Origin of the sequence: Fimbriimonas ginsengisoli Gsoil 348 (genome assembly GCF_000724625.1) — a bacterium.
In the GTDB taxonomy this organism is placed as follows: Bacteria; Armatimonadota; Fimbriimonadia; order Fimbriimonadales; family Fimbriimonadaceae; genus Fimbriimonas; species Fimbriimonas ginsengisoli.
This window is the reverse complement of record NZ_CP007139.1, coordinates 3,304,321-3,320,949: the sequence shown is the minus strand read 5'-3', so window position 1 is coordinate 3,320,949 and position 16,629 is coordinate 3,304,321. Positions and strand designations below refer to the sequence as shown.

The 16,629-nt window shown below is 57.9% G+C and carries 9 protein-coding genes and 2 tRNA genes; 4 read left to right on the top strand and 7 right to left on the bottom strand.

What is annotated here, in order from left to right; translation table 11 throughout:
* Positions 1 to 47: 47 nt before the first annotated feature.
* Positions 48 to 458: a hypothetical protein gene (locus OP10G_RS26905; RefSeq protein ID WP_025229625.1), complete on the top strand. Its 411-nt coding sequence runs from the start codon at positions 48 to 50 to the stop codon at positions 456 to 458.
* Between the two features lie 36 nt (positions 459 to 494).
* Here OP10G_RS26905 and OP10G_RS14970 read toward each other — a convergent pair whose 3' ends face one another.
* On the bottom strand, positions 495 to 1,571 hold the full coding sequence (locus tag OP10G_RS14970; RefSeq protein ID WP_025229626.1) for a hypothetical protein: 1,077 nt from the start codon (positions 1,569 to 1,571) through the stop codon (positions 495 to 497).
* A 412-nt stretch (positions 1,572 to 1,983) separates the two neighbouring features.
* On the opposite strand from OP10G_RS14970, the gene OP10G_RS14965 reads away from it, so the two are divergent.
* Positions 1,984 to 2,217 carry a hypothetical protein gene (locus tag OP10G_RS14965; protein ID WP_144241182.1) on the top strand — a complete coding sequence of 78 codons (234 nt, stop codon included), beginning with the start codon at positions 1,984 to 1,986 and terminating at the stop codon, positions 2,215 to 2,217.
* A gap of 252 nt (positions 2,218 to 2,469) precedes the next feature.
* On the opposite strand, the gene OP10G_RS14960 is transcribed toward OP10G_RS14965, so the two are convergent.
* From OP10G_RS14960 to OP10G_RS14950, 3 genes are all read right to left on the bottom strand, one after another.
* Positions 2,470 to 6,717 carry an RAD55 family ATPase gene (locus tag OP10G_RS14960; protein ID WP_025229628.1) on the bottom strand — a complete coding sequence of 1,416 codons (4,248 nt, stop codon included), beginning with the start codon at positions 6,715 to 6,717 and terminating at the stop codon, positions 2,470 to 2,472.
* Position 6,718: 1 nt separating this feature from the next.
* Positions 6,719 to 7,858 (bottom strand): ATPase, T2SS/T4P/T4SS family, encoded by a 1,140-nt coding sequence (locus OP10G_RS14955; RefSeq protein ID WP_227625140.1) that lies wholly within the window; start codon positions 7,856 to 7,858, stop codon positions 6,719 to 6,721.
* Positions 7,859 to 8,419: 561 nt separating this feature from the next.
* Positions 8,420 to 9,175: a helix-turn-helix transcriptional regulator gene (locus tag OP10G_RS14950; RefSeq protein WP_025229630.1), complete on the bottom strand. Its 756-nt coding sequence runs from the start codon at positions 9,173 to 9,175 to the stop codon at positions 8,420 to 8,422.
* Positions 9,176 to 9,267: 92 nt separating this feature from the next.
* On the opposite strand from OP10G_RS14950, the gene OP10G_RS24775 reads away from it, so the two are divergent.
* Positions 9,268 to 10,842 (top strand): cellulase family glycosylhydrolase, encoded by a 1,575-nt coding sequence (locus OP10G_RS24775; protein WP_025229631.1) that lies wholly within the window; start codon positions 9,268 to 9,270, stop codon positions 10,840 to 10,842.
* A 78-nt stretch (positions 10,843 to 10,920) separates the two neighbouring features.
* Here the strand turns inward: OP10G_RS24775 and OP10G_RS14940 are convergent.
* Positions 10,921 to 10,995 (bottom strand) — tRNA-Thr (locus OP10G_RS14940).
* 3 nt (positions 10,996 to 10,998) lie between these two features.
* Positions 10,999 to 11,084: transfer RNA gene (locus OP10G_RS14935), tRNA-Tyr, on the bottom strand.
* A gap of 102 nt (positions 11,085 to 11,186) precedes the next feature.
* Here OP10G_RS14935 and OP10G_RS14930 point away from each other — a divergent pair.
* The gene (locus OP10G_RS14930; protein ID WP_025229632.1) at positions 11,187 to 12,041 is read left to right on the top strand and encodes a GGDEF domain-containing protein; all 855 of its coding nucleotides are present in this window, start codon (positions 11,187 to 11,189) and stop codon (positions 12,039 to 12,041) included.
* 61 nt (positions 12,042 to 12,102) lie between these two features.
* Here the strand turns inward: OP10G_RS14930 and OP10G_RS14925 are convergent, their stop codons facing one another.
* Complete coding sequence (locus OP10G_RS14925; RefSeq protein ID WP_227624940.1) at positions 12,103 to 16,536, bottom strand: glutamate synthase-related protein; 4,434 nt, start codon at positions 16,534 to 16,536, stop codon at positions 12,103 to 12,105.
* Positions 16,537 to 16,629: the final 93 nt, after the last annotated feature.

Here is a 16,629-nt window from a genome sequence, read left to right as displayed (position 1 = left end):
GCTCAAAACATGTAAATAGACATTCCCTGCAACGGTAGGATAGGGCAATGGAGATCTTCGTTGTTGTCGTCCTTGCCGGCGTCGTGGTCGTCCTGTGCTGGAAGATTATCATTCCAGGACTCAATCAGATTTTCGCTAAGCCGGCGCCCGCTCCTCCCGCCCCGGTCGATCCGCCCGTGGATCCCCCCGTCCCGGAGCCGCCCCATGTACCGCCTCCTCCGGTCTTTCGCTGGGTTCCCGACGCGATTTCCCGGTCGAAAGAATTGCGCTCGAAGCCCGGCACTTGCGACGAAATGAGGGACTGTTTCTACGGAGCACAGGCTCACTGGGAGAGTTCCGACGAAGGCGATCGGGACGCCAACCGCAGCTTAATGAACGAGCTACTGAAGGAAATGGAACTGTTGCGTCAAGCCATCGGCAAGGCTTGTGGCGAAGCCAATATGCCGAGGTATTTCTAACCCAACCGGCGTGCCCCTAAGCTATCCGGCAATGTGTTACCTCCCGACCCATATAACGGCAACCGCGTTGGTGCCGGCATCGTCGACCGCATAGCCGCCAACGATGACCTTGCCGGCGGTTTGAACGATCGAGTAGGCGTAGGAGCTCTTGTAACCGGCAGGAAGAAACTGGTGGAGGTTCACCCAACTTCTGGCGGAGCCCTGCCACAAGGCGGCCGCCGCTAACGCGCCGGAGTAGGCGAAGCCAGCTTGGAAGCGGCCCGAGACGGCATGGGCTTCGGATGACCCGGCGCCGGCGGGATTTAGATCGACGAAGCTCGAGGCCGTCCCGCTCCACATCGCCGCATGCGAGCCAGTAATACCAGGCACGTCGGCCAAGCCGACCTGGTGAACTCCGTCGGTAGCGAACGCCTGCGAAGAATCGAGGACGCCATTGAGATCGGAAACCGACGCAGCGGAGCCGCTCCATAGGCATGCATGAGCGTATCCGTGGGCGTTGGACGGAGCGGTGAAGAACCCGACTTGCTGTCCCGGTCCCATTCCATTCACGGCTGAGGATGTGCTGCCAGAAGGTTGGAGCCTGCGGAAGGTTGCCGCCGATCCGGACCACATCGCGGCTTGCTCGCCCGGTCCGATGTTGCCTCCCTGCTCATTTCCATAGAGCGCTTTGACCGTGGAGTAGGTGGCCCCCGTCGGATGAAGGTCGACAAAGCTGGCGGCCGTCCCGTGCCAGAGCGCCGCGTGGGCGATTCCTCCCAACACCGCCGTTCCCCCTTGGTCCGTGGAGCTCGCCGCCACGATAATCGAGTTGTCAGAGCCGGCTGGATTAAAGTTTTCGACCGATGCTGCCGAGCCGTGCCAGATGACCGCACTCTGATTGGAACCGGCCAAACGCGCGCTACCGGCCTGATAGCCCGGGGCTACTGCGTACGTGGCTGAGTTGTTGACGCCGGACGGAGCAAGGACGGTAACCGACCAATGCGAGGGCGTTCCGGAAGGTCCACCAGTACCGGTGCCTCCAGCCGAACCCGAAGCCGAGCTCCCACCGCCACATCCCCAACCGATAATCAATCCGAGAAAAGCGGCGAAGACCTTTGCTTGGCGGCGTTCCATACCCTTACGTTAACACGCCCTCGCGAACATTCTTCCCTTATCCGCTCGCAAAGGGCCACGTCTCCGCTATCCAAAAACTGCCATGACCACCTAGGACCCCGCGGAAAGTAACCCTATCCCTTGTTTCCATCCCGGCGGGAGCCTATTTGATAGGCCCTACTGATTTCTATATAGGCATCCTTGCTAGGTTTCCGTACGATTGCTTACCTTTTGCTATCATTACCATAGCGTTGGTTGACCATTCCCGATATCCTCGGTAAGAGGCGTAACTAGGAAGGTTTACGCGCCATCGCAGGAGCGGTTCGGCAAGGAGGGGATGGCTCTCCTTTTCACCAACGGTCACAACCGCAACTCCTGGCGCAAAACCGATCTACACACGCTTCGGAGGAACGCGTGGCTAAAAGTCTTAGCCGTGCCCCTAACTCGCGTCGACCTTTCTCGCGAAGGCTGGCTGTTCGTATCTTTTGACGGTAATCGGCTGATCTTGTCTTCCGGCATTAATGGCGCGGACCGCATCCGCGCGATCCCAATTCCAGAAAAAGCCCTTCAACGAACCTGGACCGGCGGCGCCCTCCGCTCCTACGGCCTGGCAGTCCTCATCTCAAAGGTGCATTTCGGCCCCTACGAGCTGGATGCCGCTTCGTAAACGGTCCCGCGATATTAGTCGGTGGTCACAGTCGGCCAAGGTCTGTCGATGTAGCGAATGCGGAGCCATCTTCATATCGAGATCGGGCGGGTGAAATCAAGAACTAAACCAGCGATGAAACTCAAACTCCTCGCAATAACTATTAAGGACCTTGCCGGTCTAGGGGAATCACATCTCTTTGTCGTGCTCCTCACCTCTAAATCGTCTTCAGCATCCGATCGACCTCAAGTAACCACACCGTCGTCGGCTGCTTCACGACTCACGTGACTTATGAGGTTCCAGAAAAGCTCGGAAGTGTGAGAAATAATCGTTGAAGATTGTCCAAGTATCGGATCTCCCGAGCCCTTCCCGGACAGATTCCCCATTAGTCTCCTCCTCTGTTGCTTCCACACCATAGACAATTGAGCGAAGATCTTCTCTCCCCTTCAGCCGATCTGCCAGTTCTTCGAAGACGTCATAAAAGTCGACCGACTTCCCTTCCCGGTGGGCTTCAGATAATGACACCAGTATCCGAGTGAGTCCCTTCGAAAAGAGACTTGTCTCTTGAATATAGCCTTTAATCTCACTTCGGTAAATGGGAAAGTAACCTTCGTGTCCTGGAAAAACAATTTTACGGGACACTCGGTCGGCCCTATACCGCAACGGAGCGATGGCTTTAACATATCCGTAATCGAACGACGCCATCTTCCCTCCAAATGGAGAAGGCAAGGCTGTGCGAACCTGGCGCTCTGGGCTCCGGTCGGCTGAACGGACCAAATTGTACATCGGCAACCCCACCCCCGTTTGAAGCCGAATCGTGGCCGCCTTTGACCGAGAAAGCTCATGGATTGCCAACTCGCCCAAGTAAATGCTACGGCTGCTTGCGAGCACCGCCAGGTGCCAATCACCCCTCGCCGAGAAATAACCTGGGAGCGCCATCGGCACCATTGGGTCATTAGGGTCGAAATTCGGTACACCGGGGCTGCTCTCCCGGCGAAGCATAAACGAAGCGGTTGCATACCAATAACGCCCAGCCACCGCTTTCCCAGTGGACGTTCGCGGCTTAAAGATGAACGTATTGGGATCAAGCACCCACTGATGAAAGTCGACCACCTGGCTTAACGTCAATAGCGTAAGATACAAGCAAAAAATGTAGACGGCGCTATCCGCCTCTTCCGAGTCGGCAATAACGTTACCTGCGTCTTGCATTGAATTCGGAGGTGGAACGTTCAAGTACCGAATACCTTCATCGATCACTTCAAAGAGCGACTTAGACTCCGCAAAATCATCTTTTTCAAGGTTTGTGATTGAAGCCAAGAGCTTCCGGTGTGCGCCCGTGACATCCCATTTCGAAAGACACGCAAGGCACTTAGTAAACGCGTTCGGAAGTTGCAGAGTGTCGTTCGGGCCAAATTTTCGCTTCTGACTGGGCAGGTGCTCTATTTTCGTATAAAACCACACCACGGTGGACATCCAAACTTCAAGCACAAAACTAACCAGAGATTGGGAGTCAGGCGCGTCGATTTCGAAGACTTGTAAATCATCGTGAGCGGAATAGAATCGCTTAACATACTGGCATGCCGCAAAGAATTCATGCCAAGCGACTTCACTATTGGCTTGAACTTCTGCGAGCGACTCCCCAGTTCCTCTGAGAGAGCACACTTTTGGTAGTACGTCAAACTTCCCGCGAGCTAATTCAAGAACTTCCTTTACTTTGACGTCCTTCGGAGCTTTACTATTTGCCAATCCCTCCTCGACCTTGGCGGCAGCAAATTCCCAAGGGCGCATTCGCAAAAGAGATAATCCAAAATTCCATGTGAAGGGAATGAGACGCCGATGTCGCTCATCCTTTTCATCCGGGATCGGTTGGACGTCGTTGTCGAATTCTTGGTGACGTAGGCGACCGACCATAGCGGCGTCCAACTCTAGGAATCGATCCTTTGCCCGCGATTGTCCCTTTCGGAACCACTCTCTTGTGTTCCTGGACCAGTATTCGTCGATCATCGCCACTACCGTTCTTGGTTCGGCGGCATGAAGACTGTAATTTACGAAACTCTCAAGCACTTGGCCGGGCATAGACTCAACATGAAGGACATCTGAGCTATCTGGTCGGTGAAGATGAAAGCTATCACCGAGGCTTGACCGAAGAAGGTCTGCGCACTGCGTTTCGAAGGAGCGATCACCCCAGAGCTCACCTTCCGTCCCGAGCAGCACGGTTAACGGTACTCGCCGAAGATCCTCCAGTTCGGCTCCGTGACTCGGGATGACATCCAAATACAACTCTAGGCAGCGGTCGATTTCTAAACGCTGAGATTCACTGAAGCCCCGCAGCTCCCTGACCACCACCTGCTTCTCGCGGCTAACAGGCGGAACTTTCGCAATTGCTACCTTTGAGCCGCTCCCATATGGAACGTGCCAAGTATAGATCGCGCTTTCTGTTCGAGCGTGAACAACGCCAGTTGACGATTGAGCGGAATCGCCCAGCGGCCCGCCTTGTTGCTTATCGGTAAACAAGGCGGTGACGCCAGTGACTCGACACAAATCGACGATAGCCGCCGTAAGCGTTTCACGATCTTCTTGAGGAATGGACGACAAAAGCGTTGAGATTTCCTCGAAGGCCACCCGCACCCGCCACGCATGGGGATAGCGAAGCCTGGGAAACTCTTGACAGAACCTTGCGATATCGGCGTTCAACTTTTTAAAGGAGCTCGGGTTCATTGGTCGCTCGCTCGGGCCTGACGTTCTTTCCATTCCGATCTGGTAATCGCCGATAATCTGCTGAACAATTGCGGCCTTCATATTCTCTAAGATGATAAAGTACACCATCTCCTTAGACAGAGGTCTCGACGGCATTCTTCGGTAAATGAAAGGACGCGGTGCCTTTAACGAGCTACGTACTCCTTTATGGGCAAGAAATTGCGTACAAAACATGGCAGATACCTCTGCGACTTCCTTTACTCCCGACTCATCTACTTTTGCATTAATTACATCAAGGCGATCTCCTTCTTGAACCTGAAAGATTGCATTCCAATTTTCAATAAGACCATTCAAATAGCTCCGCGCCGTAACAGACCTCCCAGAGCTAAAGAGTAATCCTGTTCCAAATAGGTCCTGAGGCAATGCTGAATTTGGAATTAACTGTGAAAGTAGTTGGCGACGGACATCTGGGAGATACGCTATCACCGCTTTACGGAATTCGCGACCTAGCAGGTCAATATCTGGGCGTAATTTTGCCTTTGCCCCCACCATTAATAGTTCATAAACTCGATAACAACCTTGCGATAAGAACGCAGTTATCAATTTTGACGTGTGTGTGTACTCTTCTCCAAGAATTAGGTGTATACCTCCAGCACCCAAGCCGCCTTCCTCGCTAAGCATTTCGTCAAGAGCGGGAATTCCAAATTTTAGATTGCACGGTTCCAGAACGACGCTATTGTCGGGCCAAGCGATAGAGTCCTTGGCTGATTTCAGCTCTAATCGTTGTTCAAAAACCGATAGAGATGGCAGGAGGAGAACCTTATTGCAAGGAAGGTCGGGATCATCTTCGTTGACCTGCTCGTCGGTTGTCGTCCCTCGGTTTCCTCTAATAACTAACTCATGTACTCCCGAGTAGACATACATGCCCCGCGCCTTCTTGACTTCTAAAGTGGTTCGCGAGCCGTGCTCAGTTTGGTCTCGGTTAAGATGGATCGCAACGTCCGAGACAAATTCCTCGTCGACATCTAAGTTCGGTTCCGTAGCCTCCAAGGTGAATACAATGTTGGCGTTGCGGGTGGTGGTTTCCATGAGCCTTGCGAGCCGCTGGCGCCGCCCGTGCCTCGAAATCGGCAACTCTCCTGAACCGGGTGTATCTAAACCTTCGATGGCATCGATCACGAGGAGCACCTTGCGCTGTGGGAAGATCTTTTCCATTAATGGCAGGAGCTTGGATAGGAACTCCTCAAGGTACAGCCAATCGTCACCACTCGCTCCTTCCTGAAAGTCCACAAAGTGGACGCTACTTATATCGGGCTCTGCAGTCTTGTTTACCGTTGTCGTTGATAAACTGGATTGTATGATCGACTCCGGGCTAATCACGCTACGAAGAAAGGTTCCGTCCCCGAGGGCGCCCCATTCGACCTTAGGTAGGTCAACCACCGTTCGCAGATTGATACTGTTTTTGGGTCTCTCAAAGAATTCCCAAAGTTCCCCGGGCTTGCCAAGTCCGAACGACTCCATTTGTCGTTTTGCGACGCCATGGCTCAAGTCAGTTGAGATGTACATGACAAATGCGCCAGGGTTCTCGACGAGAAAAGCAGCAGCGAAGTGCAAAGCCAAAATCGACTTGCCAGTACCCGCCGCCCCGGCGAGGGAAATCGTAAGGGTTCTTTCGGGGACTGACTCTTTGGGCTTTAGCTCTAGATCCGCTGTGAGCACGATTGGCGACTGAATGCCATGCTTTTCATAACAAACTTTTCCATATTCGTCTACCGGGTGAAAGAGACGATCAAGCTCGTAAATGTAAGTTTTGAGGACGCCCATTTCAGTAAATCTCCCTAATCGCGATCTTCAGCACCTCAACTATCGTGTTCACATCCTCCTCGATCGTTTCAAAGTCGGGCGGCATGGCCTTTTTCCAATTCAGATGGCCCTCCCTCTCCTGACACATCACGGTCGACCAAACGTGGTCGAGCAACCGGCTCGTTTGACGCTCGATTTCGTCGTCGGTGTGAGCGGGTGCTTTTTTCCCAGTGATGTGATCGAGGAGTAGTCTTACGTACGATTCCCATTCCCCTGAAACCGAGGCTTTCTGGGCGTTGACTCCTTGCCAGTCCGACTTGCAAGTGGCCGTCGCGGACAACTTGGACGGATCCGTGTGGAGATCGATGACTGCTCGCGCAATCAGATTGAATACGGTCTTTGGCTCCGAGTAGTAGTAGAGCGGGTCGGCCGCATCCGAGCTCGCACCGCTAGATGGTGTGATCATCTGCGGTCCGTCGGCAATGAAGTGCACCAAAGCGCTTGGAGTCTTTGACCAGACAGTGGGCAGCACGATCTTATACTTCCGCGAGGGCCCTTCGAGTTCACGAAGGTTAACCTTCTTACTCTCCACATGGATCAGGCACCGCACCGAGGAAATAAGCGGCGCCTTGAGATCGGGGTTCGCGAAACAGCCGTAGGCGTTCATCAGCCTGGCGAACCCCTCCTTGAGCGAACCCGAGTGTGCCGTTGCAACTACGAGGTGTCCGGTGGAAGCTAACTCTAGCGCTGCGAGCATATCCGCCGAACTACGCAATTCCGAGACACTGACAAGCGCTGGTTTCTGCCGTAGCGCGTCCATTCCGAATTGGTCGAGTGAAGGAGTGTCTGATCCGAGGTTCCGTTGCGTCTCGACCGCTACGTCGGAGAACTGTCCCAACTGCACTCCGTAACGAGTGTGGAAGTTAAACGCCCCTTCCACCGGATCGCCGAAACGCAGCACGTGTCCCTTTCCGCCTCGAAGGTTATCAAAGACGTGCTGGCAGATGCGATCTGCCAAGACCGATTTTCCCGACCCGGTTTCGCCGAAAATGACGACCAGACCGGAATCCAACTTGCCAGCACCCAATAAATCCTCTGCCGAGGGAGAAATCCAGATCGTTGGAAGTTCCAAGTCATTCTTCCAGGCCGCCAACAAGCCCATACAATTGAAGCTTGCGACGGTGGGAAACTGAATTTCGGGGATATCACGCGCCACCAACTTAACCTGGTTGCCGTTGCTCTGTCTCGCCGCTGAGATCCGAAAGCACTTGGAGTTACCGTCTTTGGTCAGTCTGGTGGTGAAGTCGACCGAATTATTCTCGCGAAACTTTACGAGCAACGGGCATTGGTCCCTACGAAGCAACGTACCGATCGGCGTTTGTCGTAGTAAGTCAGAGAACTGACGGACGGTAATCGTGGCAAATAGGTCCAAGGAACGCCTCTTGACAGTCTCATGGGTGAGAGACGATCAACATGCTATCACGATTTGTTTGCTATTATCGAATAAGCAAACTTAATCCGATATCTTTTGGCTTGAGTGTGTGCTGACCCTGCCGCGAGGCTTAGGGCAGCTTGATCCACCTGGACCAGATCACCGTAAGATGACCATGCTCAGCCAATGGCGGCATCGAAAGGAACCGCGCTAAGGTCCACTCGGCTGGTTACCGTCTCGCTTATAACGGCGATTCCCGGCATCGCGGAGGTCGGGAGGATGGACCAATTCCTATTCGGTTGGCCGGGAATTCCGAGCTAAGGCGAGTTTGCGGATGGTGCCGGGGCTTTGGTGCGTCGACGCCTTTACGTGCCTCGCCAGGTGGCTCGAAGAATAGAACCCTGTCGCCGCCGCGATTCTTTCCAGCGTGAAGTTCGTGTGTTGCAACATCGCCGTGGCATGTTCCAACCGCCGGCGAAGCACGTACGCCTTGGGGGTTTGCCCCGTCACCGCGGTGAATTCCGCGTACAACAGCGACCTCGAAACTCCAAGTTCCGACGCGAGTTCTGCGGCGGTGATCGGCAGGTTGTACCGCTCCTCCAAGATCCTTTCCGCCGCGGCGACCAAAATCTCTCCCTTGGAACGATGCTCCGCCGTCTTAAAGCGCCTCAGCAAGAGATCCGTTTGCTGGGTCAAGTTCGCGATCATCTCTTCTCTTAGGGGGTGACTGCCCTTCCACTCGCGGCAGGTCGCCTCACAGATCCGCCCCATCGACTGAAAAGAGTCGTCATTCGCTATTCCCGGCCAGGGCGCGTCGGCAGGAGCGTCGATCTGCACATAAAAAATGGAGTACTCGGAGGTTGAGCTGTCCGCATGCTCCACGAAAGGCGGGTGAAGCAGAATCATGCCCGGTCCCATGTCGAAAACCGCCGATCCCTGGCAAATCTTCACCGATCCGGTCCGCACATAGATGATCTCCCAGAACGCGTGATGATGAGATCTGTAGTTCCCGCCGCCGACGAATGTATCGGCAAATACCCCACGCATTGGAAGACTGTGCATTATCCCATCGATATTTTGCATTGCGCGGACCTCAAAGTTACCGAACACTGAAGTTCTCGGAAAGAGGAGAACAATCAATGTCGATTAGATCAGCGAAGGGCCTAAAGAACGCCCGGCTAAAGACTATTCTTGCTATCGCTTGCTCGCTTGCCCTGCCGATGGGGGCGTTCGGACAGCTCCCGACGCCAAGCACCGGGTGGAACCTCGGCAACACTTTCGAAGCGATTCCCAGCCCCGGTTCCTGGGGTCCGCTACCTAGCCAGGCGCTCATCAACTCAGTGGCGAACGCCGGATTCAATACGATTCGGATCCCATGCGCTTGGATAAACGCTTCGGACGCCAACGGAAATATTAGCTCCAGTTTTATGTCCCAGGTGCAACAGACCGTCAACTGGTGCACTGCCCGGGGCCTCTATGTGATCATCAACGATCACTGGGACAATGGATGGCTCGACAGCGGAGGCTACGCGAGCTTCAACTCGACGCTCAACACCAAGATGCAGCGTATGTGGCAGCAGGTCGCGACCGCCTTCAACGGATACGACTCCCACGTGCTCTTCGCCGCCGCCAACGAACCGAATGCCACCAGCGCGGCCCAGACAAGCGTTCTGTTCCAGTATTACCAGACGTTCGTAAACGCGGTGCGCGGCACCGGCGGCAACAACGCGACGCGCTGGCTGATCGTGCAGGGGCCGACGACCAACATCGACAACACGTGCAGTTGGCTGACTCCCGCTTCGATGCCCACAGATTCTGCCCATCGCATCATGCTCGAGGTGCATCTCTACGACCCGTTCCAGTTCACTCAGCTCACGTCGGATGCGTCCTGGGGCAACATGTTCTACTTCTGGGGGAACGGCTACCATTCCACCACGTTGCCTTCCCGGAACGCCACCTGGGGAGAGGAAGCCTACGTGGAGTCTGAGTTCACCAAGATGCAGACCCAATTCAAGAACGCGGGCGTTCCTGTTCTTATTGGAGAATACGAGGCTTCCCCGAAGCCGTCCGAGCCTGACCTGACCGGGGCCAACATTACGCTGAACTACGACTCGTGCACGTATTGGAACAAGTACGTCCACGATTCGGCGAACAGCCATGGCCTCTACTGTACGGTTTGGAATATCGCGGGCCAGGTATTCAACTGGACCACGGGTGCGGTCACGGACCAAACGATGCTCAATTCGTTCCTGGGAACGTCTGCCGTGCCCCCGCCGGCACAGGGGAACCTGATCAACAACGGAACCTATACGATCGTCGGAGTCCAAAGCGGCTCTGCGCTGGACGATCCGGGCTCCTCGACGGCGAACGGCACCCAGATGGACATCTGGTCCGTAAACGGCGGGAACAACCAGAAATGGGTCCTGACGAATCTCGGGAATAACGTCGTTAAGCTCATCAACGTCGCCAGCGGCCTTGCCCTCGAAGTCTACGGAGCCTCGACCACGAATGGAGCGAAAGTCGATCAGTGGCCGTACGGCGGTGGCACCAACCAGCAATGGCAGATCGTTCAGGTCAGCGCCGGCGTTTACAACCTGAAGAACGTCAATAGCGGACTATTGCTAGACGTCGTTGGCGCCAAGAGGAACAACGGCACCCTCGTCGATCAGTATCAGTCCAACGGCAAAACCAACCAGCAATGGAGGTTCCAGTAGCTTAACGCCCCCTACGCAACCTAAGTAAATTAACGCAGCCGCCGGCTCTTGCCGGCGGCTGCGTTTTAGATTCAAAAGTGGAGCCTTCGACGAGAATCGAACCCGTGACCTCTTCTTTACCAAAGAAGTGCTCTGCCGCTGAGCTACGAAGGCTTATGGTGGGTGGAGTAGGATTCGAACCTACGTAGGCTCTCGCCGACAGATTTACAGTCTGTTCCCATTGGCCACTCGGGCATCCACCCATATGCGAACAGTCCAGAATTATACCCACTGGGTCTCTGGATTGCTGCCCGATGACCGATCCAAATACTATCGCCTCCATTCCTGCGCCAACATCTACAGAATTGGGCCTTTACCGGTTTCTATCCAAAGTCTGGCGAAAGAGCAGCTTTACCACCAAGCTCCTCTTGGTGGCCATCGTGGGAACCCATGCTCTATTGAGCTCTGCCTTCTTCAAAGTTTGGGACCCCGACCTCGACGTGCGCGTAGTCCGCGGACTGATCTTAGGCGAGCGGGTCGCTTCCATCGTGCTCACCGTCTGGATGATCTGGGCGCTTCTGGCGCCGATGCGGCAAATGCTGCGCTTCCTCCAGGAGTACGACCGGCACGGCCGGATCACGGAGCTCCCGACCGAGTTTCCGGACGAGATGGGGCGGCTGATGGCTCTCACCCACAAGGTAGTCACCCACCTGGATGAATCGGTGGCGGAGCTGGCGAAAGTGTCCACCACCGATGCCCTTACCGGGGTCCACAACCGCCGTTTCGCAACCGACCGCCTCGAGAGCGATCTCCTCGCAGCTAGGGGCGCGGGCGCGGAATTCACCCTCGCCGTCATCGACCTCGACGATTTGAAGGAAACCAATACGGCCTTTGGACACGCGGGAGGGGACGAGAGCCTGATAGGTCTCGCCCGCACGTTAAGGGCCGAGATGGGGCCGAACGATTGGGTGGCGCGGTGGGGCGGCGACGAGTTTCTCGCCCTGTTTTGGAAGGCGACGCCCACCGAGGTGGCCACGCGCCTACAGGGCGCGATGTCGAGCCTGCAGGCCAGGGAGATTCGCTTCAGCGCCGGCCTAATGTTAGCCAGCGGGCGGCATTCGGCCTCGGAGGCGCTAGACGCCGCCGACGTAGCGCTTTACGCGGCGAAGCGAGCGGGTAAGAACCAGATCCGAATCTTCGAAGCCGCGACCATTCCATAAGCCCCCTCCTCGTCGAAGTCCGTGCGATGAGGAGGGGGATGGGGGTGGAGAAATCCGGAAGCTAGACGACGCTGACCAACTCCGGCACCAGTTCCGGTTTGACTACCGTCGACACTCGGACGAAACGAGAGGCGTCGAACGACTCTAGAAGTTGGCGGCCGATCTGGCTTTCGGTGTGTTCCACATGCTCGCGGAGCATTTCGCGGACCAGCCGCGACTCTCCCTCGTCGAGAGAAACCGCGCCCACGTAGTCCGAGTTCAGCGAGGCCATGTCGGCGTCGAGCAAGAAAACGCGGCCGCCGGTCATGCCCGAGCCAAGGTTGGGACCGGTGGGTCCGAGGACCAGCGCCACCCCGCCGGTCATGTACTGGAACGCGTTCGCTTCGACCCCTTCCACGACCACGCGCGGGCCGGTTCCCTCGTGGCTCTTGCGGAGGCAGATTCCAAACCGGTTGCCGCCGCGGCCGGCGATATAGGCTCGTCCGCCACGGGCTCCGTAGCCGAATGCATTGCCGACCAGCGACCTGCCCGACTGCCCGTCCGCCGGAGTCACGGCAAGCAGACCGCCATAGGCGGCGGTGAAGCACGAGTCGGCGACCACGCCCTGCAGGCGGAACTCCAAACCCTCCACCGAATAGGCCGCATAGAAGTGGCCGGCGGCCCCGGTGTGTACGAAATGGAGCCCGCCTTCTGGCAGCCCCAAATCGCCGAAGCGACGAGCGACCTTGCCCGCCGCCCCGACGCCTACGCAGCGGCTCTCGTTCGTAAGCCGCTCGATAATGGTTACCGTCTCGCCCGACATCGCCCGGTCGGCGGCCTCGAGCTCTTCCCCACGGAGCGCCGGCATATGCGCCTTGCTCTGTGCGGCGAGATCGCGTGCTTGACTGAAGCCATGCGGCGCGGAGAGGATCGACGTTAGGTCGAGCATGGCGGCTTTGCCGGTGAGCCCCGGCTTGCGCTCCAGCAGATCCCGCCGGCCAATCACCTCGGCCACGGATCGAACGCCCATCGCGGCAAGCGACTCGCGGATCTCTTGCGCCACAAATCGGAGCATCCGGACGATGTGCCGCCAGTCCCCCGCAAAGCGGGCAATCCACTGAGGGTCCTGAGTGGCGATTCCGGGAGTGCAGCCAAGACGCCGCTTCCCGGTCGGGTCGGCCGGGTCCGGACCGCTTAAGTGGCACTTTCGGAGCATCGAGCAACCGATCGAGATCAGCAGGGAGGTTCCAAAACCGACCCGGTCCGCGCCAAGAAGGAAAAGCTTCAGCGCCTGAGTACCCGTCTGCACTCCGCCGTCGACGGAGAGCTCGACCAGGTGGCGGACGTCTTCTTCTACCAGAAGGTCGTGAACCGTGGGCAGCACGGCGGCCAGCGGCACGCCTGCATGCTTCTGATCGACCCGCTTGGCGGCGCCGGTTCCGCCGCAGCCGTCGCTCAGGTGGAGCCGGTTCGCGCCCGCATTTACGCCGCCCGCCGCTACCATCTCCACGCCATGGGTCGCAACGTATTTCAAAGCGCAGTTGACGGAGGGATTGAGGTGCCGCCAGCTTTCGATCATCAGCTTCACGTCCTCGATGGAATAGAGGTTGTGGTTGATCGGCGGCGAAACGAGCTCGTACCCGGGCTCACAGCCTCTTTGGTGGGCCACCTTAACCGAGACCTTCTTGCCCGGAAGCTGGCCACCCTTACCGGGCTTGGCGCCTTGAGCGAATTTGACCTCCGCCTCCGCCGCCCGAGCCGCGGTCATCGGGGTGATCGTAAAGCGGCCACCGGCATACTGCACCGAACGGTTCCCGTCCCGCCTTCCGATGCGCGCCTTGTCGAATCCGCCCTCGCCACTGTTCGCCACGGGGCCGATCCCCGGCCGGGGGCCGCCGAGCTTGATGCGGCAATAGCGATGGAGAACGTTGAACGCCTTTGCCACCGTACGGTGCGCCGGCTCGGAGAGAGCCCCTTCGCTCATGCCCGGCGCCATAAAGCGCCACAGGATTTCGGCTTCCGATTCGACTTCGTCGATCGGAATCGCCTCCCCCTTTCGCACCTGGAGCAGATCGAGCACGGTGACCGGCTCGCGCCCATTGACCAAATCCTTATAATCGTCGAACGCCTCTCGCGAACCCGGTGCGCTGCCGTGGATCTTCTTGGCGTAACCGCTCGATAGCTGCAGGGATCGAACCACTTCGGCGTTGTTCGCGTGCCGACGTCCTTCCTTTGAATGGCGGAACTCACCGGCATCCGGCAACTCGGAGTCGCCAAAGAATGCCGCCGAGTGGAATGCCAGCCACTCGCGATCCAAAACGTCGCGGCCGATGCCGCCCAAGTGAACCGGAACACCCGGAAACTCGGCGCGCATGAGCCCCTCGCTCAAGCCGACCGCCTCAACCAAACCGGCGCCGCAATAGGCCGAAGCGGGAGTAACGCCCATCATGGACATCGCCTCGACGAGGCCGGAGCGAACCCCTTTCAAATATTTGTCGGTTCCCTCGCCCGCGGTCGCCAAACCCAGCCAGGGCGTGACGGCGTCTGCGCCAAGGGTGATAAGGAGCGCGCAATGATGGATATCCCACACACCGACGTCCGCAATGAGGCCGACGCGATTGCGCATCCCCAGTTCCACCAACCGCCGGTGCAGAAGGCTGACGACCCGGATCGGCGGTATCGCCGCTTGCTCGGCGGTCGGATAGCGGTCCGTGAGCACGAGAACACCCGGCTCGTCCGCCATCGCGAGCGCCTGTTCGACAACCATCTCGATCGCCTCTTCGAGCGCGGCGGCGTTGGCGGTTTCGTCGCCGCTCACGATCGGGAAAAGCAGCGAAACTTCGCGAACCGCCTTCTGGGATTTCAACCATCCAAGCTCGCCGTTGGAGAGAACGCGGTGAGGGAATGCGTAGACGGGACCGGTCGCAACCGACCAAAGACCGCTACGGTCACCGAGCGCCACCGTCGAATCGAACACCCACGCATCTCGGATCGGATCGATCGGTGGGCTGGTCTCCTGTGCGAAGCGGAGCGCGAAGTGGTCTTCCATCCGGCGCGGCAAGGCATCGAGCATTGCCGCGGGTGAAGTGTCGTCCCCCATCGAGCCGATCGCCGGCTTACCGGTTTCGGCGAGCGGCTTCACGAGAACGTCGACGTCCTCTCGAGTCATACCGAAGGCGCGCTGCAATTGCGTGAGGCCACCGACCTCCGATGTAGCCGGAGCGCTCGCCCCCTCTACGATCCGGGTTTGCGGGGACGGAAAGGGATGGCGAGCCACCTCGGCTCGAACCGCCTCATCGAAGAGAACCCGACCCGAGGTCAATTCCACGACCACGGTGTCTCCCGGCCCCATCACCCGCTGCGTCTCTACGTCGCCAAGATCGAGCGTGCCGGTGAGCTCGCTCACCGCCATTACGTAATCGCGCGATGTCTGCACCCACAGCGGGCGAAGGCCGTTTCGATCCAGATGGGCAACGGCGTGGTCCCCGTCACACCCTACGAGCGCCGCCGGGCCGTCGCAAGCTCCAAGGTAAACCGAAGCGGCGCGGGCGAACGGATGGAGAGGATCGTCCTCGGCCAGCGTCGAAGTCGCCGGAGGCAAGAGGGCGAGCACCGCCTGCGGGAACGACATTCCACCCGCCATGAGGGCAATCATCATGTCGTCAAGGTTCGCGGTGTCGGACCCGCCGGAACAGACGATCGAGCTCACCTCGGCCGCGATTCGCGACAGGCTCGGGTTCCGGTCGACCAAGTTGCGGATCAGATCTCGGCCGATCGCGTTCATCCAAGCGACGTTCCCCTGGATCGTTGCGATCTCGCCATTGTGAGCGACCGCCCAGAACGGCTGCGCCCGCCGCCAAGCCGTCGTGGTGTTGGTGCAGTAGCGGCTGTGGAAGACGACGTAGCGGGATGCGAAGTGCGGGTCGCGGAGGTCCGGATACAGCTCCGCGATTCGCGAAAGCTCCGCCAAGCCTTTATAAACGACGGTGCGGTTGGAGAGCGAAACGACGGAAAACTCGTCTCCCGCGATCTGGCCGAGCACTCGGTCGAGCGCCAGGCGAAGCAGGTATCGACATGCAAACCACCCGTCCTCGCTCATCCCCTCGGGACGACGGAAAAGCGCTTGCCGGACGATCGGTAGGGTTCGCAGGGCGGAGCTGGTCGGGTCGAGAGCGGCGGAGTTCACCGGCACATCAGCCCACTGAAGCACGTCGGCGCCCGCCACCGCGGCCAAGCGCTCGACGGTCTCGACGCACCTTCGGCGAAGCGGCGCTTCGAATGGGAGGAAGAACATCCCGAGGGCGACGTCGCGCTGCGCGATCGCTTTCGCATGCAGGCCAAAGCGGTCCAGCAGCATCGGCCAAGGGATATCGAGCTGTAGGCCGGCGCCGTGACCGGGAGCGCCACGGTGGTCGAAACGGGTGGTTAGCTCTAGCGCGGTTTCAACGAGGCGTCGCTCAGCGACGCCCTTTCGGGTGGCGAGCAGTCCGATGCCACAAGCATCGGCTTCGAGCACGGTTCGACCGTTTCGGTTAACTGGGTACATAGGAGCGCCTCGCGACCAGCTTCATTGCGGTCATTTGCCGGGGCGCCTTTACCCAGGGAGAAC